This is a genomic window from Micromonospora sagamiensis (genome assembly GCF_014680085.1).
In the GTDB taxonomy this organism is placed as follows: domain Bacteria; phylum Actinomycetota; class Actinomycetes; order Mycobacteriales; family Micromonosporaceae; genus Micromonospora; species Micromonospora inyonensis.
In genome coordinates this window covers 5703301-5727108 of sequence record NZ_AP023438.1, presented here as the reverse complement: position 1 = coordinate 5727108, position 23808 = coordinate 5703301, and the positions used below count along the sequence as shown (strand labels likewise).

The 23808-nt window shown below is 74.2% G+C and carries 1 protein-coding gene; it reads right to left on the bottom strand.

Translation table 11 applies throughout. The annotated features are described in order from the left end of the window. Positions 1–22: 22 nt before the first annotated feature. Entirely contained in the window at positions 23–23575 is a 23553-nt protein-coding gene (locus tag IGA62_RS30280) for a type I polyketide synthase (RefSeq protein ID WP_190289209.1), read from the bottom strand. Between the last annotated feature and the right edge of the window lie 233 nt (positions 23576–23808).

Below are 23808 nucleotides of genomic sequence, written 5' to 3'. Positions count from 1 at the left end.
TACTCCGTACGTGGGACAAGGGTCAGGACTCGGAGCCGTCGAGCGCCAGCCTGATGAGGGTGTCGGCGTCCATCTCGTCGATGTCGACGCCCTCGTCGGTGGAGGCGTGGTCGGTGTCGTCGCCGTCGGCGAGGGTGAGCAGCAGGTCCAGCAGTCCGGCCTCGCGGATGCGGGCCAACGGGATGGTGGCGAGCGCCTGCCGCACCGCCGTCTCCGCCGGGTCGGCCGTCTCCTCCCGCTGCGTCTCGGGGACCAGCTCGATGAGCAGGTGCCCGGCGACGGTGGCCGGGTCGGGATAGTCGAAGACCAGCGTGGTGGGCAGGGACAGGCCGGTGACCCGGGTGAGCCGGTTGCGCAGCTCCACGGCGGTCAGCGAGTCGAAGCCCAGTTCCTTGAACGCCCGCCTCGGCTTGACCAGCTCGGGACCGGTGTGGCCGAGCACGGCCGCCGCCTCGGCGCGGACCAGGTCGGTCAGGTGCCGCTCCCGCTCGTCGCCGGGCAGGGCGAGCAGCCGCTCGCGCAGCGACCGGCCGCCGTCGGCCGGCGCGGTGTCCTCGGCCGGGCCGGCGGCCTGACGGGCCTCCGGCAGGTCGGCCAGGAGCGGACGCGGTCCGGCCGACTCGTACGCCGGGGCGAACGTCGCCCAGTCCACGTCGACCACGGTGAGGCAGGGCCGGTTACGGCCGACGGCCACCCGCAGGGCGTGCACCGCGTCCTCCGGCGACATGGCCCGCAGCCCGCGCCGGGCCAGTTCCCGCTGGGCGTCGTCGGTGGCCATGCCGCCGTCCGCCCACGGACCCCACGCCACCGAGGTGGCGGCGAGTCCCCGGGCACGTCGCCGCTCGGCCAGGGCGTCGAGGTACGCGTTGCCGGCCGCGTAGCCGGCCTGCCCGCCGCTGCCCCACACCCCGGCGATCGAGGCGAAGAGGACGAACGCGTCGAGCGGACGGTCGCCGAGCAGCTCGTCGAGGTGCACCGCCCCGGCGATCTTGCCGGCCATCACGCCGGCCAGCCGGTCCAGGTCGGTGTCGACCAGCGGGGCCACGTCGTTCAGCCCGGCGGCGTGCACCACCGCGGTCAACGGTTCCGGGTCGTCGTCGATCCGGACGAGCAGCGCGGCCACCGCGTCCCGGTCGGCCACGTCGCAGGCGGCGAGGGTGACCCGGGCCCCGAGGGCGGTCAGCTCGTCGCGCAGCTCCGTCGCGCCGGGGGCGGCGTCGCCACGCCGGCTGGTCAGCACCAGGTGCGCGGCACCGTTGCCGGCTGCCCAGCGGGCCACGTGCGCGCCGAGCGCGCCGGTGCCGCCGGTGACCAGCACGGTGCCGGAGGGCCGCCAGCGCTCGGCCGCCGCCGGGTCGGCGGGGGTGGCCCGGGTCAGCCGGCGCGCGTACACGCCGGTCGGCCGGACCGCGAGCTGGTCCTCGTCCCCGGCGGCGGTGAGCGCCGCCGCCAGCCGGACCGGGTCGGCGTCCCGTTCGGGCAGGTCCAGCAGGCCCACCCGGAGCTGCGGCAGTTCGAGGCCGGCGACCCGGCCCATCCCCCAGAGGGCACCCTGGGCGGCGCTGCGCGCCGGGTCGTCGTCGCCGGTGCCGACCGCACCCCGGGTGACGCACCACAGCGGGGTCGTCGCACCGGCGTCGTGCAGCGCCTGGACCAGCAGCAGGGTGGCCGCGACACCGGCCGGCACGGCCGGCTGCCCCGGGTGCGGCCCGTCGGCCAGGCCGAGCAGGGAGACCACGCCGGTGACCGGCCCGTCGGCCAGAGCGGTGGTCAACCGCCGGGTCAGTCCGCCACGGGTGGCGGTGGCCGGGTCGACGACCAGGCGCCGGACGTCCCCGCCGGCAACGGTCAGCGCGGCGGCCACCTGCTCCCCCGCCGGGTCGCCGTCGGGGCCGACGAGCAGCCATCCGCCCGCCGCCGTCGCCGGGTCACCGAGGTCGATCCGCCGCCATCCCACCTGGTACGACCAGCCGTTCACCGCCGCGTCGCGGGTCCGGGCCTTCCGCCAGGAGGTGAGGGCGGGCAGGGCCGGGGTGAGGGCGTCCACCGCGTCCGTACCGAGCTGGTCGGCGAGGACGGTCAGGTCGCCACCTTCGACGGCGGCCCAGAACTCGGCGTCTCCCGCGTCCACGACCGGGCCCCTCGGGCGGCTGACCGGCTCGGGCCAGAACCGCTGGTGCTGGAACGCGTACGTCGGCAGGTCCACCCGACGCGCGTCGGTGAACCACGGCGCCCACCGGACCGGCAGGCCGTGCACGTGCAGCTCACCCAGGGCGGTCAGCAGCGCGGCGGCCTCGGCACGGTCCCGACGTTGGACGGCCACCGCGAGCACGTCCCCGTCGCCGGGGAGCACGTCGGCGGCCATCGCGGTCAGCACACTCTGCGGCCCGATCTCCAGGAACGTGTCCACGCCCGCCTTGCGGAGCACGGTGACCCCGTCGGCGAAGCGGACGGTCTCCCGCACGTGGCGGACCCAGTAGCCCGGGTCGTGGAACTCGTCGGCGTCGGCGAGCGCCCCGGTCAGGTTCGACACCACCGGCAGCAACGGCGCGGCGAAGCTCAGCCCCTCGACCACGGCCCGGAACTCGTCGAGCATCGGCTCCATCAACGGACTGTGGAACGCGTGACTCACCGTCAACCGACGCGTCCGCACACCCCGCTCCCGCCAGCTTGCCTCCAGCTCGTCGAGCGCGTCGACCGCACCCGAGACGACCACCGCGTCCGGGCCGTTGACCGCAGCGATCCCGACCCGGTCGGTCAGACCGGCGAGCGTCTCGACGACAGCCTCCTCGGACGCGGCCACCGCCAGCATCCCGCCACCGGACGGCAACGCCTGCATCAACCGACCCCGCGCCGCCACCAGAGCACACGCATCCGCCAGCGACAACACCCCCGCCACGTACACGGCGGTGATCTCACCGATCGAATGACCACCCACGAAGTCCGGCACCACACCGAACGACTCCACCAGACGGAACAACGCCACCTCGACCGCGAACAGGCCAGCCTGCGTGAACACCGTCTGATCCAACAACCCCGCCTCCGGCGAACCCGCCCCGGCGAACAACACCTGCTTCAACGGCTGCGGCAACAGCGGATCCAGGTGACCACACACCTCGTCCAACGCCGACGCGAACACCGGGAACGTCTCGTACAGGTCCCGGCCCATGCCGGCACGCTGCGCACCCTGGCCCGAGAACAACAGCGCCACCTGACCACGCTGGGCAGTCGTGCCGGTCACCACCGTGCCGGACGGCTCACCTGCGGCGAGAGCGCGCAGCCCGACGACCAGCCCAGCCCGGTCGGTCGCCGTGAGCACCGCGCGGTGCTCCAGAGCCGGACGCGTGGTCACCGACGACCAACCCACGTCCACCGGACGCAACGCCTCATCAGCCGCCAGCCAGTCGGCCCACCGGCCTGCCTGCGCGGCGAGGGCCGTCTCCGACCGCGCCGACAGCAGCACCGGGGTCACCGCCGGCACCAGCGGCTCGACGGCCTCGACCGCGTCCGTCACCGGCGGCTGCTCGATGATCACGTGCGCGTTGGTGCCGGAGATACCGAACGAGGAGACCGCCGCCCGGCGGGGCCGGCCCACCGCCGGCCACGGCGTCGCCTCGGTGGCCAGCGCGACCGCCCCGGCGGTCCAGTCCACGTGCGGGGACGGCTCGTCCACGTGCAGGGTCGGCGGCATGAGGCCGTGCCGCATCGCCATGACCATCTTGATGATGCCCGCGACACCGGCAGCGGCCTGGGTGTGACCGATGTTCGACTTGATCGACCCCAACAGCAACGGCCGGTCCCCCGGCCGATCCTGCCCGTACGTGGCCAGCAGCGCCTGCGCCTCGATCGGGTCACCCAGGGTGGTGCCCGTGCCATGGGCTTCGACCGCGTCCACGTCGGCGGTGGTCAACCGGGCGTTGGCCAGGGCCTGCCGGATCACCCGCTGCTGGGCGGGGCCGTTCGGCGCGGTGAGCCCGTTGGACGCGCCGTCCTGGTTGACCGCGCTGCCGCGCAGCACGGCGAGGACGCGGTGCCCGCGCCGTTGGGCGTCGGAGAGCCGCTCCACGAGGAGCATGCCCACGCCCTCACCCCAGCCGGTGCCGTCCGCACAGCCGGCGAACGCCTTGCACCGGCCGTCCGGGGCGAGACCCCGCTGCCGGGAGAAGCCGACGAAGGCGCTGGGGGTGGCCATCACGGTCACGCCGCCGGCCAGCGCGAGATCACACTCCCCGGACCGCAGCGCCTGCGCGGCCAGGTGCAGGGCGACCAGCGACGACGAACACGCGGTGTCGACGGTGACCGCCGGCCCCTCCAGACCGAACACGTACGCCACACGGCCGGAGGCGACGCTGCCGGCGGTGCCGTTGACGAGGTAGCCCTCCAGTTCCTCGGACGCCTCCAACCGGCCCGCGTAGTCGTGGTGGATGAGCCCGGCGAACACACCGGTGGTGACCCTGGTGTCGCGCGGGTCGAGGCCGGCGGACTCGAACGCCTCCCACGAGGTCTCCAACAGGAGCCGCTGCTGCGGGTCCATCGCCAGGGCCTCACGGGGCGAGATGCCGAAGAACTCGGGGTCGAACTCGGCCGCGTCGTACAGGAACCCACCCTGCCGGGTGGTGGACGTCCCCGCCCGGTCCGCGTCCGGGTCGTAGAGGGTATCGAGGTCCCAGCCCCGGTCGGTCGGGAATCCGTCGATCGCGTCCCGACCCGAGACGACCAGGTTCCACAGCTGCTCCGGGCTCGACACGCCGCCCGGGAACCGGCAGGCCATGCCGACAATGGCGATCGGGTCGTCGTCACCGGGCACGGTGACGGTCCGGGTGGCGGCGGGGGCTGCCGCCACGGAGTGCCCCAACTGCTCGTGCAGGTGCTCGGCGAGCCGCTCCGGGGTCGGGTAGTCGAAGACCAGGGTCGCGGTCAGCCGCAGCCCGGTCGCCGAGGCCAACCGGTTCCGCAACTCCACCGACGTCAACGAGTCGAAACCCAACTCCTTGAACGCCCGACCACCCGGCACCGCCTGCGCCGACGCATGCCCCAGCACCGCCGCCGCCTGCGCACAGACCAACTCCACCAACAGCCGACGCGCCTCGTCTTGCGACAGCCCGGCCAACCGCTCCGACCAGCCCGTACCCGCGCCGGTCTCGACCGAGCGCGACTGCCGGCGTGCCCCGGTCCGGGCCAACCGACGCAGGATCGGCGGGACCTGCGCGGGCTCCCCGGTGATCCGCAGCCGCGCGGCCACCACCGTCGGCGGCCTGCCGGCGATCGCGGCGTCGAACAGCGTGGCGCCCTCGGTGGCGGTGAGACCGCTCATGCCGAGCCGGCCCAGCCGCTGCCGGTCGTCGGAGCTGAGACGCGCGGCCATGCCACCCGTGGCCCACATGCCCCAGCCGATGCTGGTGGCCGGCAGGCCCTCCGCCCGCCGGTGCTGGGCGAGAGCGTCGAGGAACGCGTTCGCCGCCGCGTAGTTGCCCTGGCCGGGCGAACCGAGCGTCGCCGCGATCGACGAGAACACCACGAACGCCGACAGGTCCAGACCAGCCGTCGCCTCGTGCAACACCCACGCCGCGTCCACCTTGGGCCGCAGCACCGTCGACAGGGCGTCCGCGTCGAGGGAGGTGATGGTCGCGTCGGCGACGGTGCCGGCGCAGTGCACCACGGCGGTCAACGGGTGGGCGGCGTCCACCCCCGCGACCAGGGCAGCGGCCTGCTGCGGGTCGGACACGTCCACGGCCAGCGGCGTCACCGTCGCGCCCGCCTCGGTCAGCTCCGCGACCAGCGCCGCGTAGTCGCTGCCGTCGGCAGGCAGGCGGCGGGAAGCCAGCAGCAGGCGGTTCGCCCGCCCCGTGGTGACCAGGTGCCGGGCGACGACACCGGCCAGGGCACCAGACGCGCCGGTGACCAACGTGGTGCCGTCCGGGTCCATCTGGGCGGGCACGGTCAGAACGACCTTGCCGACGTGGCGGGCCTGGCTGATGTGCCGCAACGCCTGCCGCGCCTGCCGCACCTCCCACACCCGCACCGGCAGCGGCTTCAACGCGCCCTGCTCGAACAGGGCCAGCAACTCGGCCAGCATCTGCCCGATCCGCGCCCCACCAGCCTCGTTCAGGTCGAACGCCCGATAGGTCACCCCCGGATGCTGCTCCGCCACCACCTCGGCGTCACGGACGTCGGTCTTGCCCATCTCCACAAACCGGCCACCACGCGGCAGCAACCGCAACGACGCGTCCACGAACTCACCCGCGAGCGCATCCAACACCACATCCACACCCGCGCCACCCGACGCGGCCCGGAACACACCCTCGAACTCCGTCGTCCGCGACGACGCGATCCGCTCCTCAGCGACACCCAGCGCCCGAAGGCTGTCCCACTTGCCAGGACTCGCCGTGGCGTACACCGTCGCACCGAAATGCTGCGCCAGCTGGATCGCCGCCATGCCCACCCCACCCGCACCCGAGTGGACCAGCACCGACTCACCCGCGCGCAGACCGGCCAGGACGCGCAACCCGTAGTAGGCGGTCAGGAAGACCACCGGCACCGAGGCCGCCTCGACGAACGACCAGCCGGCGGGGATCCGTGCGATCCGCTCCCGCTGCGCCACCACCTGCGGGCCGAAACCGGGCTCGAACAACCCGAACACCCGGTCCCCGGGGGCGAGACCGTCGACGCCCGGACCGACCTCCAGCACGATGCCCGCGCCCTCGCTGCCCATCACCGCATCCGGGTCCGGGTACATGCCGAGCGCCATGAGCACGTCGCGGAAGTTCACGCCGGTCGCGCGTACCGCGATGCGGACCTCGCCGGGAGCCAGGTCGACCGGCGAGGTCGGGACGATCTCGACGCCGTCCAGGGTGCCGGGACGTACCGCGGCAACGTGCCACGGGCCGTCGGCCGGCGGGGTCAGTTCCGTGCCCACCTGCCGGACGAGCCGGGGCACGTACACCCGGTCGCCCCGTATCACGAGCTGTCCGCCGACAGTGGACGGGTCCGCCGCGACGGTTGCCAGCACGCCGAGCGCCCGCGCGTCGATGGTCTCGTCGGTGTCGGCGAGCACGATCCGGTCCGGGTGTTCCGACTGCGCCGACCGCAGCAGACCCCACACCGCCGCACCCGCCAGGTCGACCACCCGCTCGTCGTCCTGTGCGGCCACCGCACCGCGGGTAGCCACCACCAGCCGGGAGTCGGTCAGCCCGTCAGCGGCGAGCCACGCCTGCACCGTCGTCAGGACCTGGTCGGTCAGGGCCCGCACCGCCTGCGGCACCGGGGCGTCGACGGCACCGCGCACCGTCAGCAGCACCACCTCGGGCGCGGTGTCTCCCGCCGCCACGGCGGACACCAGCTCCGCCACGTCGGTGTAGACCGGGGCGGCGGGCAGGGTAGCGGTGACGTCCGGGGCACCCAGCAGGGCCCAGCCGGTCGGTCCTCCGGCCGGCGTGACGTCCTCGGTCTCCCAGGTGACCTCGAACAGCGACCGGGAGGCCGCCCCCGGGGCGGCGGCCACACCGGTCAGCTCCCGCAGGACGAGGGAGTCCACCGACACCACCGGCGCACCCGACTCGTCCACCGCCACCAGACGCACACCGGCGCCGGCACGACTCAACCGCACCCGCAGCACCCGTGCCCCCGAGGCGTGCACCTGCACACCCTCGAACGCGAACGGCACCCGCGGGCCACTCCCCGCGTCCAGCAATCCGATCGGATGCAACGCCGCGTCCAACAACGCCGGGTGCACGCCGAAGCCGGACACGTCCGCCGCCTCCTGCGACAGGGCCACCTCGGCGAACACCTCGCCGTCGCCCGACCACACCCGACGCAGCCCCTGGAACACCGGCCCGTACGACAGGCCGTGACCCACCAGCGCGTCGTACCAGCCGGTCAGATCGGTCTCGGTGGCCGACGGGGGCCACACGTCGATCGCCGGCTCGTCATCCGTGGTGGGCTCCAGCACACCCTCGGCGTGCCGGATCCACTCGGCGTCCGCGTCGTCGTCGGGCTGCGAGTACACGGCGACGTCCCGTCCACCGGCCTCGATCGCGCCCACGCGCACCTGCACCCGCACCCCGCCGGAGGCCGGCAACGACAACGGCGCGGCGACCGTCAGTTCGCGTACCCGGGAGGCACCGACCTCGTCGCCGGCCCGCACCACCAGCTCCACCAGCGCCGTACCCGGCACCAGCACCGAACCCGACACCACATGGTCGGCGAGCCACGGATGCGTCGACACCGACAACCGGCCCGTCAACACCACCCCGTCGTCACCGGCCAGCCGGACGGCCGCACCCAGCAACGGATGCTCCGCCGCCGCCAGCCCCGCACCCGACACGTCACCCGCACGCCAGGCCACCACCTCCGGCCAGAACCGCTCCCGCTGGAACGCGTACGTCGGCAGGTCCAGCCGGTTGCCGGAGCCGGCGGTCAGCGGGGTCCAGTCGACGGCGACGCCACCGACGTACGCCTCGGCGAGGGCCGCGAGCAGGGCGGACGCCTCGGTACGGCCCCTGCGCAGGATCGGTACCACCACCGGGCCGCTGCCGTCGGCCCCGCCCTCGGCGAGGCAGTCCTGGGTCATACCGGCGAGGACACCGTCCGGCCCGACCTCCAGGTAGGTGCCGACGTTGCGCTGTCGCAGGTAGCCGATGCCGTCGGCGAAGCGGACCGCCTCGCGGACGTGCCGCACCCAGTAGTCGGCGGTACGGATCTCGACGGCGTCCGCGAGCGCCCCGGTCAGGTTCGACACCACCGGCAGCGACGGCGCGTCGAAGGTCAACCCCTCGACCACGGTCCGGAACTCGTCGAGCATCGGCTCCATCAACGGGCTGTGGAACGCGTGGCTCACCCGCAGTCGGCGCGTCCGCGCACCCCGCTCCCGCCAGAGGCGCTCCACCTCGTCGAGAGCCTCGACCGCACCGGAGACGACCACCGCGTTCGGACCGTTGACCGCCGCGACCCCGACCCGGTCGGTTAGACCGGCAAGCGTCGGCGTGACCTCGGACTCCCGGGCGGCCACCGCCAGCATGCCCCCACCCGCCGGCAGGGCCTGCATCAACCGGCCCCGGGCGGCCACCAGCGCACACGCATCCGCCAGCGAGAGCACCCCGGCCACGTGCGCGGCCGTGATCTCACCGATCGAGTGACCGCCGACGAAGTCGGGGACGATCCCGAAGGACTCGACCAGGCGGAACAGCGCCACCTCGACGGCGAACAGCCCGGTCTGCGTGAAGACGGTCTGGTCCAGCAGCTCCGCCTCCGGCGAGCCCTCGGTGGCGAAGAGCACCTCGCGCAGCGGCTGCGGCAGCAACGCGTCCAGGTGGCCGCAGACCTCGTCCAGGGCGGCGGCGAACACCGGGAACGCCCCGTACAGCTCCCGGCCCATGCCGGCGCGCTGCGCGCCCTGACCGGAGAAGAGGACGGCGAGCCGGGCGGTGCGGGCCGTACCGCGTACCACGATGGAGGAGGGCTGGTCGTCGACGATCGTGTCGAGACCGGCGAGGAGACTCTGCCGGTCCCGGGGCAGCAGCACCGCCCGGTGCTCGAAGGCGGAGCGGCCGGTGGCCAGCGCGTGGCCGAGGTCGGGCAGGGCGACGCCGGGGTTCTCCGCCAGCCAGGTGCGGAGCCGGTGGGCCTGCCCACGGAGGGCCGGACCGGTACGGGCGGAGAGCACGCACGGGGTGGTCAGGTCACCGGAGACGGCCGGCGCCGACGCGGCCGGTGCCGCCTCGGGTGCCTGTTCGAGGATGGTGTGGACGTTGGTGCCGGAGATGCCGAACGAGGAGACGGCGGCCCGGCGGGGCCGGTCCAGCTGCGGCCAGGGGCGGGGCTCGGCCAGCAGCTCGACCGCACCGGCCGACCAGTCGACGTGCGGGGACGGCTCGGCCACGTGCAGGGTCGCCGGCAGCAGCCCGTGCCTCATCGCCAGGACCATCTTGATCACACCGGCCACACCGGCCGCCGCCTGGGCGTGGCCGATGTTCGACTTGATCGAGCCGAGCAGCAGCGGCCGGTCCTCCGGCCGGTCCTGCCCGTAGGTGGCCAGCAGGGCCTGGGCCTCGATCGGGTCACCGAGGGCGGTGCCGGTGCCGTGGGCCTCGACGGCGTCCACGTCGGCGGGGGTGAGCCGGGCGTTGGCGAGGGCCTGCCGGATCACCCGCTGCTGCGACGGACCGTTCGGGGCGGTGAGCCCGCTACTGGCCCCGTCCTGGTTGACGGCGCTGCCCCGGACGACGGCGAGGATGCGCCGCCCGTTGCGCTGGGCGTCGGAGAGACGCTCCAGCAGCAGCATGCCGACGCCCTCGGCGAACCCGGTGCCGTCGGCACCCGCGCCGAAGGCCTTGCACCGCCCGTCGGGCGACAGGCCGCGCTGGCGGGAGAACTCGGCGAGCATGCCGGGGGTGGACATGACGCTGACGCCACCGGCGAGGGCGAGCCCGCACTCGTTCTGCCGCAGCGCCTGGGCGGCCAGGTGCAGCGCGACCAGCGACGACGAGCAGGCGGTGTCGACGGTGACCGCCGGCCCCTCCAGGCCGAAGAGGTACGAGATCCGGCCGGAGGCGACGCTGCCGGCGCTGCCGTTGCCCACGTACCCGTCGAGTTCGTCGGAGGTGCCGAGCGCCTTGCCGGCGTAGTCGTGGTAGATGAGGCCGACGTAGACGCCGGTGCTGCTGCCCCGTGCGGTGAGCGGGTCGATGCCGGCCCGTTCGAACGCCTCCCACGAGGTCTCCAGCAGCAGCCGCTGCTGCGGGTCCATCGCCAGGGCCTCGCGGGGGCTGATGCCGAAGAAGGCGGCGTCGAAGTCGGCGGCGTCGTAGAGGAAGCCGCCGTTGCTCGGGACGGCGGTGCCGTCCCCGGCGTCGGTGCGCAGGGCGGCGACGTCCCAGCCGCGGTCGGTCGGGAACGGCGCGATGACGTCGGCCCCCGCCGTGACCAGGTCCCAGAGCTGCTCGGGGGTCTGCACGTCGCCGGGGAAGCGGCAGGCCATGCCGACGATGGCGATCGGCTCGTCGACGTCGGTCGTCGTGACGGTGGCCGGGGACGGTGCCGGGGCGGCCCGGCCACCGATCTCGCGGTCGAGGAAGTCGGCGAGCACGACGGGCGTCGGGTAGTCGAACGCGACGGTCGCCGGCAGCCGCAGCCCGGTGGCCGAGGCGAGCCGGTTGCGCAGCTCGACCGAGGTCAGCGAGTCGAAGCCGATCTCCTTGAACGGTCGCAGCGGGTCGACGGTGTCCGCCGAGCGGTGACCCAGCACCGCCGCGACGCTGCCGGCGACCAGGTCGAGGAGCTGACCGCGCCGTTCGACCGGGCTGAGCGCGGCGAGCCGCTCGGCCACCGACAGGTCGGCGGTGTTGCGCGCCGCCGAGCGCCGTCGGGTGCGGGGCTGCCGCACGAGGTCCCGCAGCAGCGCGGGCACCCGGTCCGCGTCCGGCCCCTCCGCGACCGCCGGCACCTTCATCAGGACGACGTGCGCGCCGCCGTGCCGCTGCGCGGCGTCGTAGAGGGCGAGCCCTTCGGCGTCGGTGAGCGGGGCGCTGCCGGCGCGGATGGCGCGCCGGTGCTCGTTGGCGTCGAGGTGGGCGGTCATGCTGCTGGTGGTGGCCCAGAGCCCCCAGGCGAGGCTGGTGGCCGGGAGGCCGTGGGCCCGCCGGTGCTGGGCGAGGGCGTCGAGGAACGCGTTCGCCGCCGCGTAGTTGCCCTGACCGGGCGAACCGAGCGTCGCCGCGATCGACGAGAACACCACGAACGCCGACAGGTCCAGACCGGCGGTCGCCTCGTGCAACACCCACGCCGCGTCGACCTTCGGCCGCATGACGGTGGCCAGGGCGTCCGCGTCCAGGGATCCGATCGTGGCGTCGGCGATCACTCCGGCGCAGTGCACCACGGCGGTCAGCGGGTGGGCGGCATCCACCCCCGCGACCAGGTCGGCGACCTGCGCCGGGTCGGCGACGTCCGCCGCGACCGTGGTCACGGACGCGCCCGCCTCGGTCAGCTCCGCGACCAGCGCCGCGTAGTCGCTGCCGTCGGCGGGAAGGCGACGCGACGCCAGCAGCAGGCGGTGGGACCGCCCGGTGGCGACCAGGTGCCGGGCGACGACACCGGCGAGGGTGCCCGACGCGCCGGTGACCAGCGTGGTGCCGTCCGGGTCCGGCTGGGCGGGCACGGTGAGGACGACCTTGCCGACGTGGCGGGCCTGGCTGATGTGCCGCAACGCCTGCCGGGCCTGCCGCACGTCCCACACCCGGGTCGGCAGCGGCTTCAACGCGCCCTGCTCGAAGAGGGCCAGCAACTCGGCCAGCATCTGCCCGATGCGGGCTCCGCCGGCCTGGTTGAGTTCGAACGCCTGGTAGGTCACGCCCGGGTGCTGCTCGGCGACGAGTTCCGGGTCGCGGACGTCGGTCTTGCCCATCTCCACGAACCGGCCACCACGCGGCAGCAGCCGCAGCGACGCGTCCACGAACTCACCCGCGAGCGCATCGAGCACCACGTCCACACCGGCCCCACCGGACACCGACGTGAACGCCTGCTCGAACTCCGTCGTCCGCGACGACGCGATCCGCTCCTCGGCGACACCCAGCGCCCGAAGGCTGTCCCACTTGCCAGGGCTCGCCGTGGCGTAGACGGTAGCCCCGAAGTGCTGCGCGAGCTGGATCGCCGCCATGCCGACCCCACCCGCACCCGAGTGGATCAGCACCGACTCACCGGCCCGCAGACCGGCCAGGTCGTGCAACGCGTAGTACGCGGTCAGGAACACCACCGGCACCGAGGCGGCCTCGGTGAACGACCAGCCCGCCGGGACCCGCGCGATCCGGTCCCGCTGGGCGACCACCTGCGGGCCGAAACCGGGCTCGAACAACTCGAACACCCGGTCCCCGACAACGAGACCGTCGACGCCCGGACCGACCTCCAGCACGACACCCGCGCCCTCACTGCCCATCACCGCGGTGGAATCCGGGTACATGCCCAGGGCGATGAGGACGTCGCGGAAGTTCACACCGGTCGCGCGCACCGCGATGCGCACCTGACCGGCGGCCAGGGGCAGATCGGTGCCGGCCACCAGGTCGACGCCGTCGATCGTTCCCGGCTCCACCGCCGCCACGTGCCAGCGGTCGGTGGACGGGACGAGACGGTCGGCGGTGGGCCGGGTGACCCGGGGTACGAGCACCGTGCCGCCGCGGATCGCGAGCTGCCCACCGGTCGGGGCCGGGTCACCGGCGACCGCCGCGACCAGCGCACCGGCGTCGGCGTCCAGGACGCCGTCCAGGTCGGCCAGGACGATCCGGCCCGGGTGCTCCGACTGCGCCGACCGCAGCAGACCCCACACCGCCGCGCCGGCAAGGTCACCGGCCGGGTCGCCCGGCTGCGCCACCACCGCGTCACGGGTGAGCACCACCAGACGGGAGTCGGCGAGCGCGTCAGCGGCCAACCATGCCTGCACGGTCCCGAGGACCTCGGAGGTCAGTGCCCGGACGGCCGCCGGAACGGACGGCCCGGTCGCCGTCGCCGGCACCGGCAGCAGCAGCACCTCCGGCAGGGTTCCCCCCGCCTCGACGACGGCGAGCAACGTCGCCACGTCCGGGTACGCCGGCATTCCGGGAAGATCGACGGGGAAGGCGGCAACATCGGTCCGGCCGTCGGCGGTCAGGAGCACGCAGCCGGAGACCTCCCCGGTCGGTGCGATCTCCTCCGCCTGCCAGGTCACCTCGAAGAGGGAACGGTCGGCCGCGCTCGGCGCGGAGACCGCACCCATCTCGCGCAGCACGAGGGAGTCCACCGACACCACCGGCGCACCCGACTCGTCCACCGCCACCAGACGCACACCGGCACCGGCACGAGTCAACCGCACCCGCAGGACACCGGCCCCGGCGGCGTGCACCTGCACACCCTCGAACGCGAACGGCACCCGGGGCCCGGATGCCCCGTCCCCGGACAGCAGCAGACCGACCGGGTGCAGCGCCGCGTCGAAGAGCGCGGGGTGCACCCCGAAGCCGGACACGTCCGCCGTGCCGTCGGGCAGGACGACCTCGGCGTACACCTCGTCGTCACCGGACCACACGCGGCGGAGCCCCCGGAACACCGGCCCGTACGCGAGGCCGTGGCCGACGAGCACGTCGTACCAGCCGGTCAGATCGATCTCCGTGGCCGACGGCGGCCACGTGGTGAGGCCGGGCTCCTCGTCGACGGCCGGTTCGAGCACACCTTCGGCGTGCCGGACCCACTCGGCGTCGGCGTCGTCGAGCTGCGAGTAGACCGCCACCTCCCGGCCACCGGCGCCGTCGGCCTCACCCACCCGCACCTGCACCCGCACCCCACCGGACGCCGGCAACGACAACGGCGCGACAACCGTCAACTCCCGAACCCGCGACGCACCCACCTCGTCACCGGCCCGCACCACCAACTCCACCAACGCCGTACCCGGCACCACCACCGAACCCGACACCACATGGTCGGCCAACCACGGATGCGACGACACCGACAACCGGCCCGTCAACACCACCCCGCCGTCACCAGCCAGCCGCACCGCCGCACCCAGCAACGGATGCCCCGCCACCCCCAGACCCGCAGCGGAGACGTCACCCACCCGCCAGGACGCCACCTCCGGCCAGAACCGCTCACGCTGGAACGCGTACGTCGGCAGATCCACCCGCGACGCGCCGGAACCGGCGAAGACGCCTGCCCAGTCGACCGGTACGCCGGCCGCGTGCAGGCCGCCGAGGGCGGCGAGGAGCTGGCGGGGGCCGTTCTCGTCGCGGCGCAGCGAGCCGACGACGACGCCGGGCTGCCCGGCGGCGGGGTGCTGGCCCGCCGGTTCGGCGGTCGCCCGGTCGAGCGCGTCCTGCACCACCACCTTGAGCACGGGGTGCGGGCTGACCTCGACGAACGTCCGGTAGCCGGCAGTGATCAGCGCGTCGACGACGGGAGCGAGGCGGACCGGCTCGCGTAGGTTCCGGTACCAGTAGTCGGCGTCCAGTTCCGTGGTGTCGATCAGGTCGCCGGTGACGGTGGAGTGGAAGGCCACCTCGGTCGGGTGGGACTCGATCGTGCCGAGTGCCACGGCCAGGTCCTCGCGGACCGCCTCGACGTGCCCGCAGTGGGACGCGTAGTCCACGGCGATCTGCCGGGCCCGGATGCCGCGCTCGGCGCAGGTGGCGAGCAGCTCGGCGACGGACGTGGCGTCGCCGGAGACAACGGTGACGCTGGCCCCGTTCAGCGCGGCGACCGAGAGGCTCTCCGCCCAGGGCGCGATGAGCTGCGCGGTGTCGGCGGCGGAGAGCGGCACGGAGACCATACCGCCGAGCCCGGAGATGGCGAGCAGGCCCCGGCTGCGGGCCACGACCAGCCGCATCGCGTCGGGGAGAGTGAGCGCGCCGGCCGCACAGGCGGCGGCGATCTCGCCCTGCGAGTGACCGATGACCGCGTCCGGACGGACGCCGCAGGCCTTCCACACCTCGGCGAGGGAGACCATGACGGAGAAGAGCAGCGGCTGGACGACGTCGACGCGGTCCATCGGCGGGGCACCCGGCGTGCCGCGCAGGACGTCCTCGATGGACCAGTCGACCAGTCGGGACAGCTCTGCCGCGCACTCCTCCATCCGGCTCCGGAAGACCGGCGAGGAGTCGAGGAGGTCGAGGGCCATGCCGGTCCACTGGGAGCCCTGGCCCGGGAAGACGAAGACGACCTTCGGCGTACCGTCGCCGATGCTCGCGGGGTGTTCGGCCTCGGCCAGCGTGGCCAGCCCGGCCAGCGCGTCGTCGCGGTCGGCGGCGACCACGACCTGCCGGTACGGGTGGTGCGCGCGGCCGGTGGCGAGCGAGTACCCGAGGTCGAGCAGGTCGAGGTCCGGCCGCTCGGCGAGGTGGTCGCGGATCCGCGCCGCCTGGTCGCGCAGCGCGCGGGCACCACGGGCCGAGACGGGCAGCGGTACGGCGTCGGCGGTGACCAGCCCGGGCAGCGCGGTGGGGCGCTCGGGGCGGAGGGCCGGGGTGTCGGCCGGGGCCTGCTCGATGATGGCGTGGGCGTTGGTGCCGCTGATGCCGAACGACGACACCGCCGCCCGACGGGGCCGGTCCACCGCCGGCCACGGCGTCGGCTCCGTCGCCAGCGCGACCGCCCCGGTGGTCCAGTCCACGTGCGGCGACGGCTCGTCCACGTGCAACGTCGGCGGCACCAGGCCGTGCCGCATCGCCAGCACCATCTTGATCACACCGGCCACCCCGGCCGCAGCCTGCGTGTGCCCGATGTTCGACTTGATCGACCCGAGCAACAGCGGCCGGTCCTCCGGCCGCTCCTGCCCGTAGGTGGCCAGCAGCGCCTGCGCCTCGATCGGGTCACCCAGGGTCGTACCCGTACCGTGCGCCTCGACCGCGTCCACGTCGGCCGTGGTCAGGCGGGCGTTGGCCAGCGCCTGCCGGATCACCCGCTGCTGCGACGGACCATTCGGCGCGGTCAACCCGTTCGACGCGCCGTCCTGGTTGACCGCGCTGCCGCGCAGCACGGCGAGGACGCGGTGGCCCCGCCGTTGGGCGTCGGAGAGCCGCTCCACGAGGAGCATGCCCACGCCCTCACCCCAGCCGGTGCCGTCCGCACCCCCGGCGAACGCCTTGCACCGGCCGTCCGGGGCGAGACCGCCCTGCCGGGAGAACTCGGAGAACATGCCGGGAGCGGCCATCAGCGCCACGCCACCGGCGAGGGCCATCTCGCACTCGCCGGAGCGCAGCGCCTGCGCGGCCAGGTGCAGCGCCACCAGCGACGACGAACACGCCGTGTCCACCGTCACCGCCGGCCCCTCCAGACCGAACGTGTACGCGACCCGGCCGGAGGCGACGCTGCCGGCGGTGCCGGTCAGCAGGTGGCCTTCGAGCCCTTCGAGGCCGTCGCTGCCGCTGGCGGCGTAGCCGGAGGAGGCGGCGCCGATGAAGACACCGGTGATGGTGCCCTGTCCGCTGGTGGGGTCGATGCCGGCGTACTCGAATGCCTCCCAGGAGGTCTCCAGCAGCAACCGCTGCTGCGGATCCATCGCCAGGGCCTCACGGGGCGAGATGCCGAAGAAGCCAGGGTCGAACTCGGCCGCGTCGTACAGGAAGCCACCCTGCCGGGTGGTGGACGTCCCCGCCCGGTCCGCGTCCGGGTCGTAGAGGGTATCGAGGTCCCAGCCCCGGTCGGTCGGGAATCCGTCGATCGCGTCCCGGCCCGAGACGACCAGGTTCCACAGCTGCTCCGGGCTCGACACGCCGCCCGGGAACCGGCAGGCCATGCCGACGATGGCGATCGGGTCGTCGTCACCGGGCACGGTGACGGTCCGGGCGGCGGCGGGGGCTGCCGCCACGGAGTGCCCCAACTGCTCGTGCAGGTGCTCGGCGAGCCGCTCCGGGGTCGGGTAGTCGAAGACCAGGGTCGCGGTCAGCCGCAGCCCGGTCGCCGAGGCCAACCGGTTCCGCAACTCCACCGACGTCAACGAGTCGAAACCCAACTCCTTGAACGCCCGACCACCCGGCACCGCCTGCGCCGACACGTGCCCCAGCACCGCCGCCGCCTGCGCACAGACCAACTCCACCAACAGCCGACGCGCCTCGTCCTGCGACAGCCCGGCCAACCGGTCGCGCCAGGAGGAGCCGCCCGTGCCGGTCGCACCGGTCGCCTGACGGCGTCCGCCCGCGCGGGCGAGCAGCCGCAGGATCGGCGGGACCTGCCCGGCGTCCCCGGTGATCCGGAGGCGGGCCGCCGCGATCGCCGGCAACGCCCGGGCGGTAGCGGCGTCGAACAGGGCGGCACCCTCGGTGGCGGTGAGACCGCTCATGCCGAGTCGGCTCAGCCGCTGCTCGTCGTCCCGGTCGAGGTGGGCGGTCATGCTGCTGGTGGTGGCCCACATGCCCCAGCCGATGCTGGTGGCCGGCAGGCCCTCCGACCGCCGGTGCTGGGCGAGAGCGTCGAGGAACGCGTTCGCCGCCGCATAGTTGCCCTGACCGGGCGAACCGAGCGTCGCCGCGATCGACGAGAACACCACGAACGCCGACAGGTCCAGACCAACCGTCGCCTCGTGCAACACCCACGCCGCATCGACCTTCGGCCGCAGCACCGTGGCCACGGCGTCCGTACCGAGGGAGGTGATGGTCCCGTCGGCGAGCACCCCCGCGCAGTGCACCACGGCGGTCAGCGGATGCGCCGGGTCGACGCCCGCGACCAGGTCGGCGACCTGCTGCGGGTCGGCCACGTCCACGGCCACCGGCGTCACCGTCGCGCCCGCCTCGGTCAGCTCCGCGACCAGCGCCGCGTACTCGCTGCCGTCGACGGGAAGGCGACGCGACGCCAGCAGTAGGCGGTGGGACCGCCCGGTGGCGACCAGATGCCGCGCCACCACACCCGCCAGGGTGCCCGACGCGCCGGTGACCAACGTGGTGCCGTCCGGATCCATCTGGGTCGGCACGGTCAGGACGACCTTGCCGACGTGGCGGGCCTGGCTGATGTGCCGCAACGCCTGCCGCGCCTGCCGCACGTCCCACACCCGGATCGGCAGCGGCTCCAGCACACCCCGCTCGAACAGGGCCAGCAACTCGGCCAGCATCTGGCCGATGCGGACACCGCCCGCCTCGTTCAGGTCGAACGCCCGGTAGGTCACGCCCGGGTGCTGCTCGGCCACCAGCTGCGGGTCCCGGACGTCGGTCTTGCCCATCTCCACGAACCGGCCACCACGCGGCAGCAGCCGCAGCGACGCGTCCACGAACTCACCCGCGAGCGCATCCAACACCACATCCACACCCGCGCCACCCGACGCGGCCCGGAACACACCCTCGAACTCCGTCGTCCGCGACGACGCGATCCGCTCCTCGGCGACACCCAGGTCCCGCAGCGTCCCCCACTTACCGGGGCTCGCCGTGGCGTAGACGGTAGCCCCGAAGTGCTGCGCGAGCTGGATCGCCGCCATGCCGACCCCACCCGCACCCGAGTGGATCAACACCGACTCACCGGCCCGCAGACCCGCCAGGTCGTGCAGCGCGTAGTACGCGGTCAGGAACACCAGCGGGACGGAGGCGGCCTGAGCGTACGACCAGCCGGCGGGGATCCTCGCCACCCGCTCCCGCTGCGCCACCACCTGAGGGCCGAAACCGGGCTCGAACATGCCCATGACCCGGTCGCCGGGGACGAGGTCGTCGACGTCGGGACCGACCTCCAACACGATGCCCGCGCCCTCGCTGCCCATCCGGGCCGCCGGATCCGGGTACATGCCGAGTGCGATCAACACGTCGCGGAAGTTCACGCCGGTGGCCCGCACGGCGATCCGCACCTGTCCCGCGCCCAGCGCGGGAGCCGGGGCGGGCACCAGGTCGACGCCGTCCAGCGTGCCGGGCGTGACCGGCGCGAGGTGCCAGAGGCCCGACGCCGGGGGCACCAGGTCGTCGCCGGTGAGGCGGGTCAACCGGGGTACGAGCACCGTGCCGCCGCGGATCGCGAGCTGCCCACCGGTCGGGCCCGGGTCACCGGCCACCGCCGCGACCAGCGCACCGGCGTCGGCGTCCAGGACGCCGTCCAGGTCGGCCAGGACGATCCGGCCCGGGTGCTCCGACTGCGCCGACCGCAGCAGACCCCACACCGCCGCACCCGCCAGGTCGACCACCCGGTTCTCGTCGCCGACCGGCACCGCCCCCCGGGTGAGCACCACCAGACGGGAGTCGGCGAGCGCGTCAGCGGCCAACCACGCCTGCACGGTGGCCAGGACGTCCACCGTCGACGCCCGAACCGCCTCCGGCACCGGGATCCCGGCGGTGCCCCGCACCGGCAGCAGCACCACCTCCGGCGACGACTCCCCCGCCTCGACGGCGGCGAGCAGCGTCGCCACATCCGCGTACGCCGGCATCCCCGGCAGGTCGACGCCGGAGTCATCGGCCGTCAGCAGCGTCCAGCCGGCGACCTCGACCGGGGTGACCTCCTCGACGTGCCAGGTCACCTCGAACAGGGAACGGTCGGCCGCGCTCGGCGCGGAGACCGCACCCATCTCGCGCAGCACGAGGGAGTCCACCGACACCACCGGCGCACCCGACTCGTCCACCGCCACCAGACGCACACCGGCACCGGCACGACTCAACCGCACCCGCAGGACACCGGCCCCGGCGGCGTGCACCTGCACACCCTCGAACGCGAACGGCACCCGGGGCCCCGAACCCGAACCCGCGTCCAGCAGACCGATCGGATGCAACGTCGCATCCAGCAACGCCGGATGCACCCCGAACCCGGAGCCATCCGCCGCCTGCGGCAGCGCCACCTCGGCGAACACCTCGCCGTCGCCCGACCACACCCGACGCAGCCCCTGGAACACCGGCCCGTAGGCGAGGCCGTGCTCCGCGAACGCCGGATACCAGCCGGTGAGGTCCACCTCGGACGCCCCGGCCGGCGGCCAGGCCGTCAGGACCGGCTCGTCGGCCGACGCGGGTTCGAGGACGCCTTCGGCGTGCCGGACCCACTCGGCGTCGGCGTCCTCGTCGAGCTGCGAGTAGACCGCCACGTCCCGGCCACCGGCGCCGTCGGCGTCACCCACCCGCACCTGCACCCGCACCCCACCGGACGCCGGCAACGACAACGGCGCGACAACCGTCAACTCCCGAACCCGCGACGCACCCACCTCGTCACCGGCCCGCACCACCAACTCCACCAACGCCGTACCCGGCACCACCACCGAACCCGACACCACATGGTCGGCCAACCACGGATGCGACGACACCGACAACCGGCCCGTCAACACCACCCCGCCGTCACCAGCCAGCCGCACCGCCGCACCCAGCAACGGATGCCCCGCCACCCCCAGACCCGCAGCGGAGACGTCACCCACCCGCCAGGACGCCACCTCCGGCCAGAACCGCTCACGCTGGAACGCGTACGTCGGCAGATCCACCCGCGACGCGCCCGTGTCGGTGAACCACTCCGTCCAGGTCACCGGCACGCCGTGGACGTGCAGTTCGGCGAGGGCGCCCAGCAGGCCGGCGACCTCGGGCCGGTCCCGGCGCTGGACGGCGACGGCGAGAATGTCGTCGTCGCCGGGCAGGGCGTCGGCGGTCATCGCGGTCAGCACGCTCTGCGGGCCGACCTCCAGGAACGTGTCGACCCCGGCGGCGCGCAGCGCGGTGACCCCGTCGGCGTACCGGACCGCCTCGCGGACGTGGCGCACCCAGTAGTCGGGGGTGCGGAGGTCGTCGCCGTCGGCGACGGTACCGGTCAGGTTCGACACCACCGGCAGCACCGGCGCGGAGAAGGTGAGCCGGGTCAGCAGGGTCCGGAACTTCGCCAGCATCGGTTCCATCAGCGGGCTGTGGAAGGCGTGGCTGACGGTCAACCGGCGGGTACGCACCCCCCGCTCCCGCCAGAGGCGTTCCACCTCGTCCAGCGCCTCGACCGCACCCGACACGACGACCGCCGACGGGCCGTTGACGGCCGCGATGCCGAGCCGGTCGGTCAGGCCCTCGATCGAGGCGGCCACCTCGGCTTCCGGCGCGGCCACCGCGAGCATCCCGCCGCCGGCCGGCAGGGCCTGCATCAACCGGCCCCGGGCGGCGACCAGCGCGCAGGCGTGTTCCAGCGACAGCACTCCCGCGACGTGCGCGGCCACGATCTCCCCGACCGAGTGACCGCCGACGAGGTCCGGAACGATCCCGAACGACTCCACCAGGCGGAACAGCGCCACCTCGACCGCGAACAGTCCGGCCTGGGTGAACGCCGTCTGGTCCAGCAGGTCCGCCTCGGGCGTACCCGCCTCGGCGAAGAGGATGGTCTTCAACGGCTGCGGCAGGGCCCGGTCGAGGTGCCCGCACACCTCGTCGAGCGCGGCGGCGAACACCGGGAACGCGTCGTACAGCTCCCGGCCCATGCCGGCGCGCTGCGCGCCCTGACCGGAGAAGAGCACCGCGAGCGGACCCCGGTCGGCCGCCTGACCGGTGACCACCGCACCCGACGGTTCCCCCGCCGCGAGCGCCCGCAGCCCGGCCAGCAGGTCGTCGCGGCCGGCGGACGACAGGACGACACGGCTGTCCAGGGTGGTCCGCGAGGTGACCGAGGCGAACCCGACGTCCAGGGAGCGCAGGTCCGTCTCGCTGTCCAGCCAGGCCGCCCAGCGGCCGGCCTGCGCGCTGAGCGCGGCGGGGGTCGCGGCGGAGAGCAGGACCGGAACCGCCGGCAGCGTCCGCGCACCGGGCGCGTCGTCGGTCGCGGGTTCGGACGTGGGGGCCTGTTCCAGGACGAGGTGGGCGTTGGTGCCGCTCATGCCGAACGACGAGACGGCGGCCCGGCGCGGCCGGTCCACCTCGGGCCACGGGCGGGCCTCGGCGAGCAGGGAGACCGCGCCGGCCGTCCAGTCGACGTGCGGGGTGGGCCGGTCGACGTGCAGGGTGCGGGGCAGGACGCCGTGGCGCATCGCCAGGACCATCTTGATCACGCCGGCCACGCCGGCCGCCGCCTGGGTGTGCCCGAGGTTCGACTTCAGGGAGCCGAGCCAGAGCGGCTGGTCGGCCGGGCGCTGGCTGCCGTACGTGGCGAGCAGGGCCTGGGCCTCGATCGGGTCACCCAGCCGGGTGCCGGTGCCGTGCGCCTCGACGACGTCGACGTCGGCGGGGGTGAGCCGGGCGTTGTCGAGGGCCTGCCGGATGACGCGCTGCTGCGCCGGGCCGTTCGGGGCGGTCAGTCCACTGCTGGCCCCGTCCTGGTTGACGGCGCTGCCCCGGATGACGGCGAGCACGGGGTGGCCGTTGCGGCGGGCGTCGGAGAGCCGCTCGACGAGCACCATGCCGACGCCCTCGGCCCAGCCGGTGCCGTCCGCGTCGGCGGAGAACGCCTTGCAGCGCCCGTCGGAGGCGAGGCCGCGCTGGCGGGAGAACTCGACGAATCCACCGGGGGTGGCCATCACGCTCACGCCACCGGCGACGGCGAGGGTGCACTCGCCGTCCCGCAGGGCCTGGCTGGCCAGGTGCAGGGCGACCAGCGAGGACGAGCAGGCGGTGTCGATGGTGACGGCCGGGCCCTCCAGCCCGAACGTGTAGGCGAGCCGCCCGGAGATGACGCTCGCGGCGGTGCCGGTCAGCACGTACCCCTCGACGCCCTCGGGCAGGCGGCGCAGCACGGACGCGTAGTCCTGGCCGGCGGTGCCGACGAAGACCCCGGTACGGCTGCCGCGCAGGGTGCCCACGTCGATGCCGGAGCGCTCGAAGACCTCCCAGGTGGTCTCCAGCAGCAGCCGCTGCTGGGGATCCATGGCGAGCGCCTCGCGGGGCGAGATGCCGAACAGGGTGGGATCGAAGTGGCCGGCGTCGCGCAGGAAGCCGCCCCGGTCGCTGTACGAGGTGCCCGGGTGGTCCGGGTCCGGGTGGTACAGCTCGGCCAGGTCCCAGCCGCGGTCGGTGGGGAACGTCCCGGTCGCGTCCGTGCCGGTGGCGACGAGGTCCCACAGCTCCTCGGGCGAGCTGACGCCGCCGGGGAAGCGGCACGCCATGCCGACGACGGCGATCGGCTCGGGCTCGGCGTCCTCCAGTTCCCGCAGGCGCCGGTGCGCCTGGCGGAGTTCCGTGGTCACCCACTTCAGGTGTTCGAGGAGCTTCTCTTCGTCCGCCATGATCCACCCGCCCGGAACTTGCTACCGATCGATTTCCGCCGAACACTGAGGAAGCCATCGATCCGAGCCGGCATCTTCGACCGGCAGCGACCGATGGCGACACGGACGTGCACTCACCGCTTCAAGGTCTGTTCCTCACCGCTGACCACCCGCACGCCACCGCCCCCTCCGACCGTGGGAATGCCGGCATCCGACCGCTACCGTGAGTGGACGGTACTGAGCGGTGAACTGCC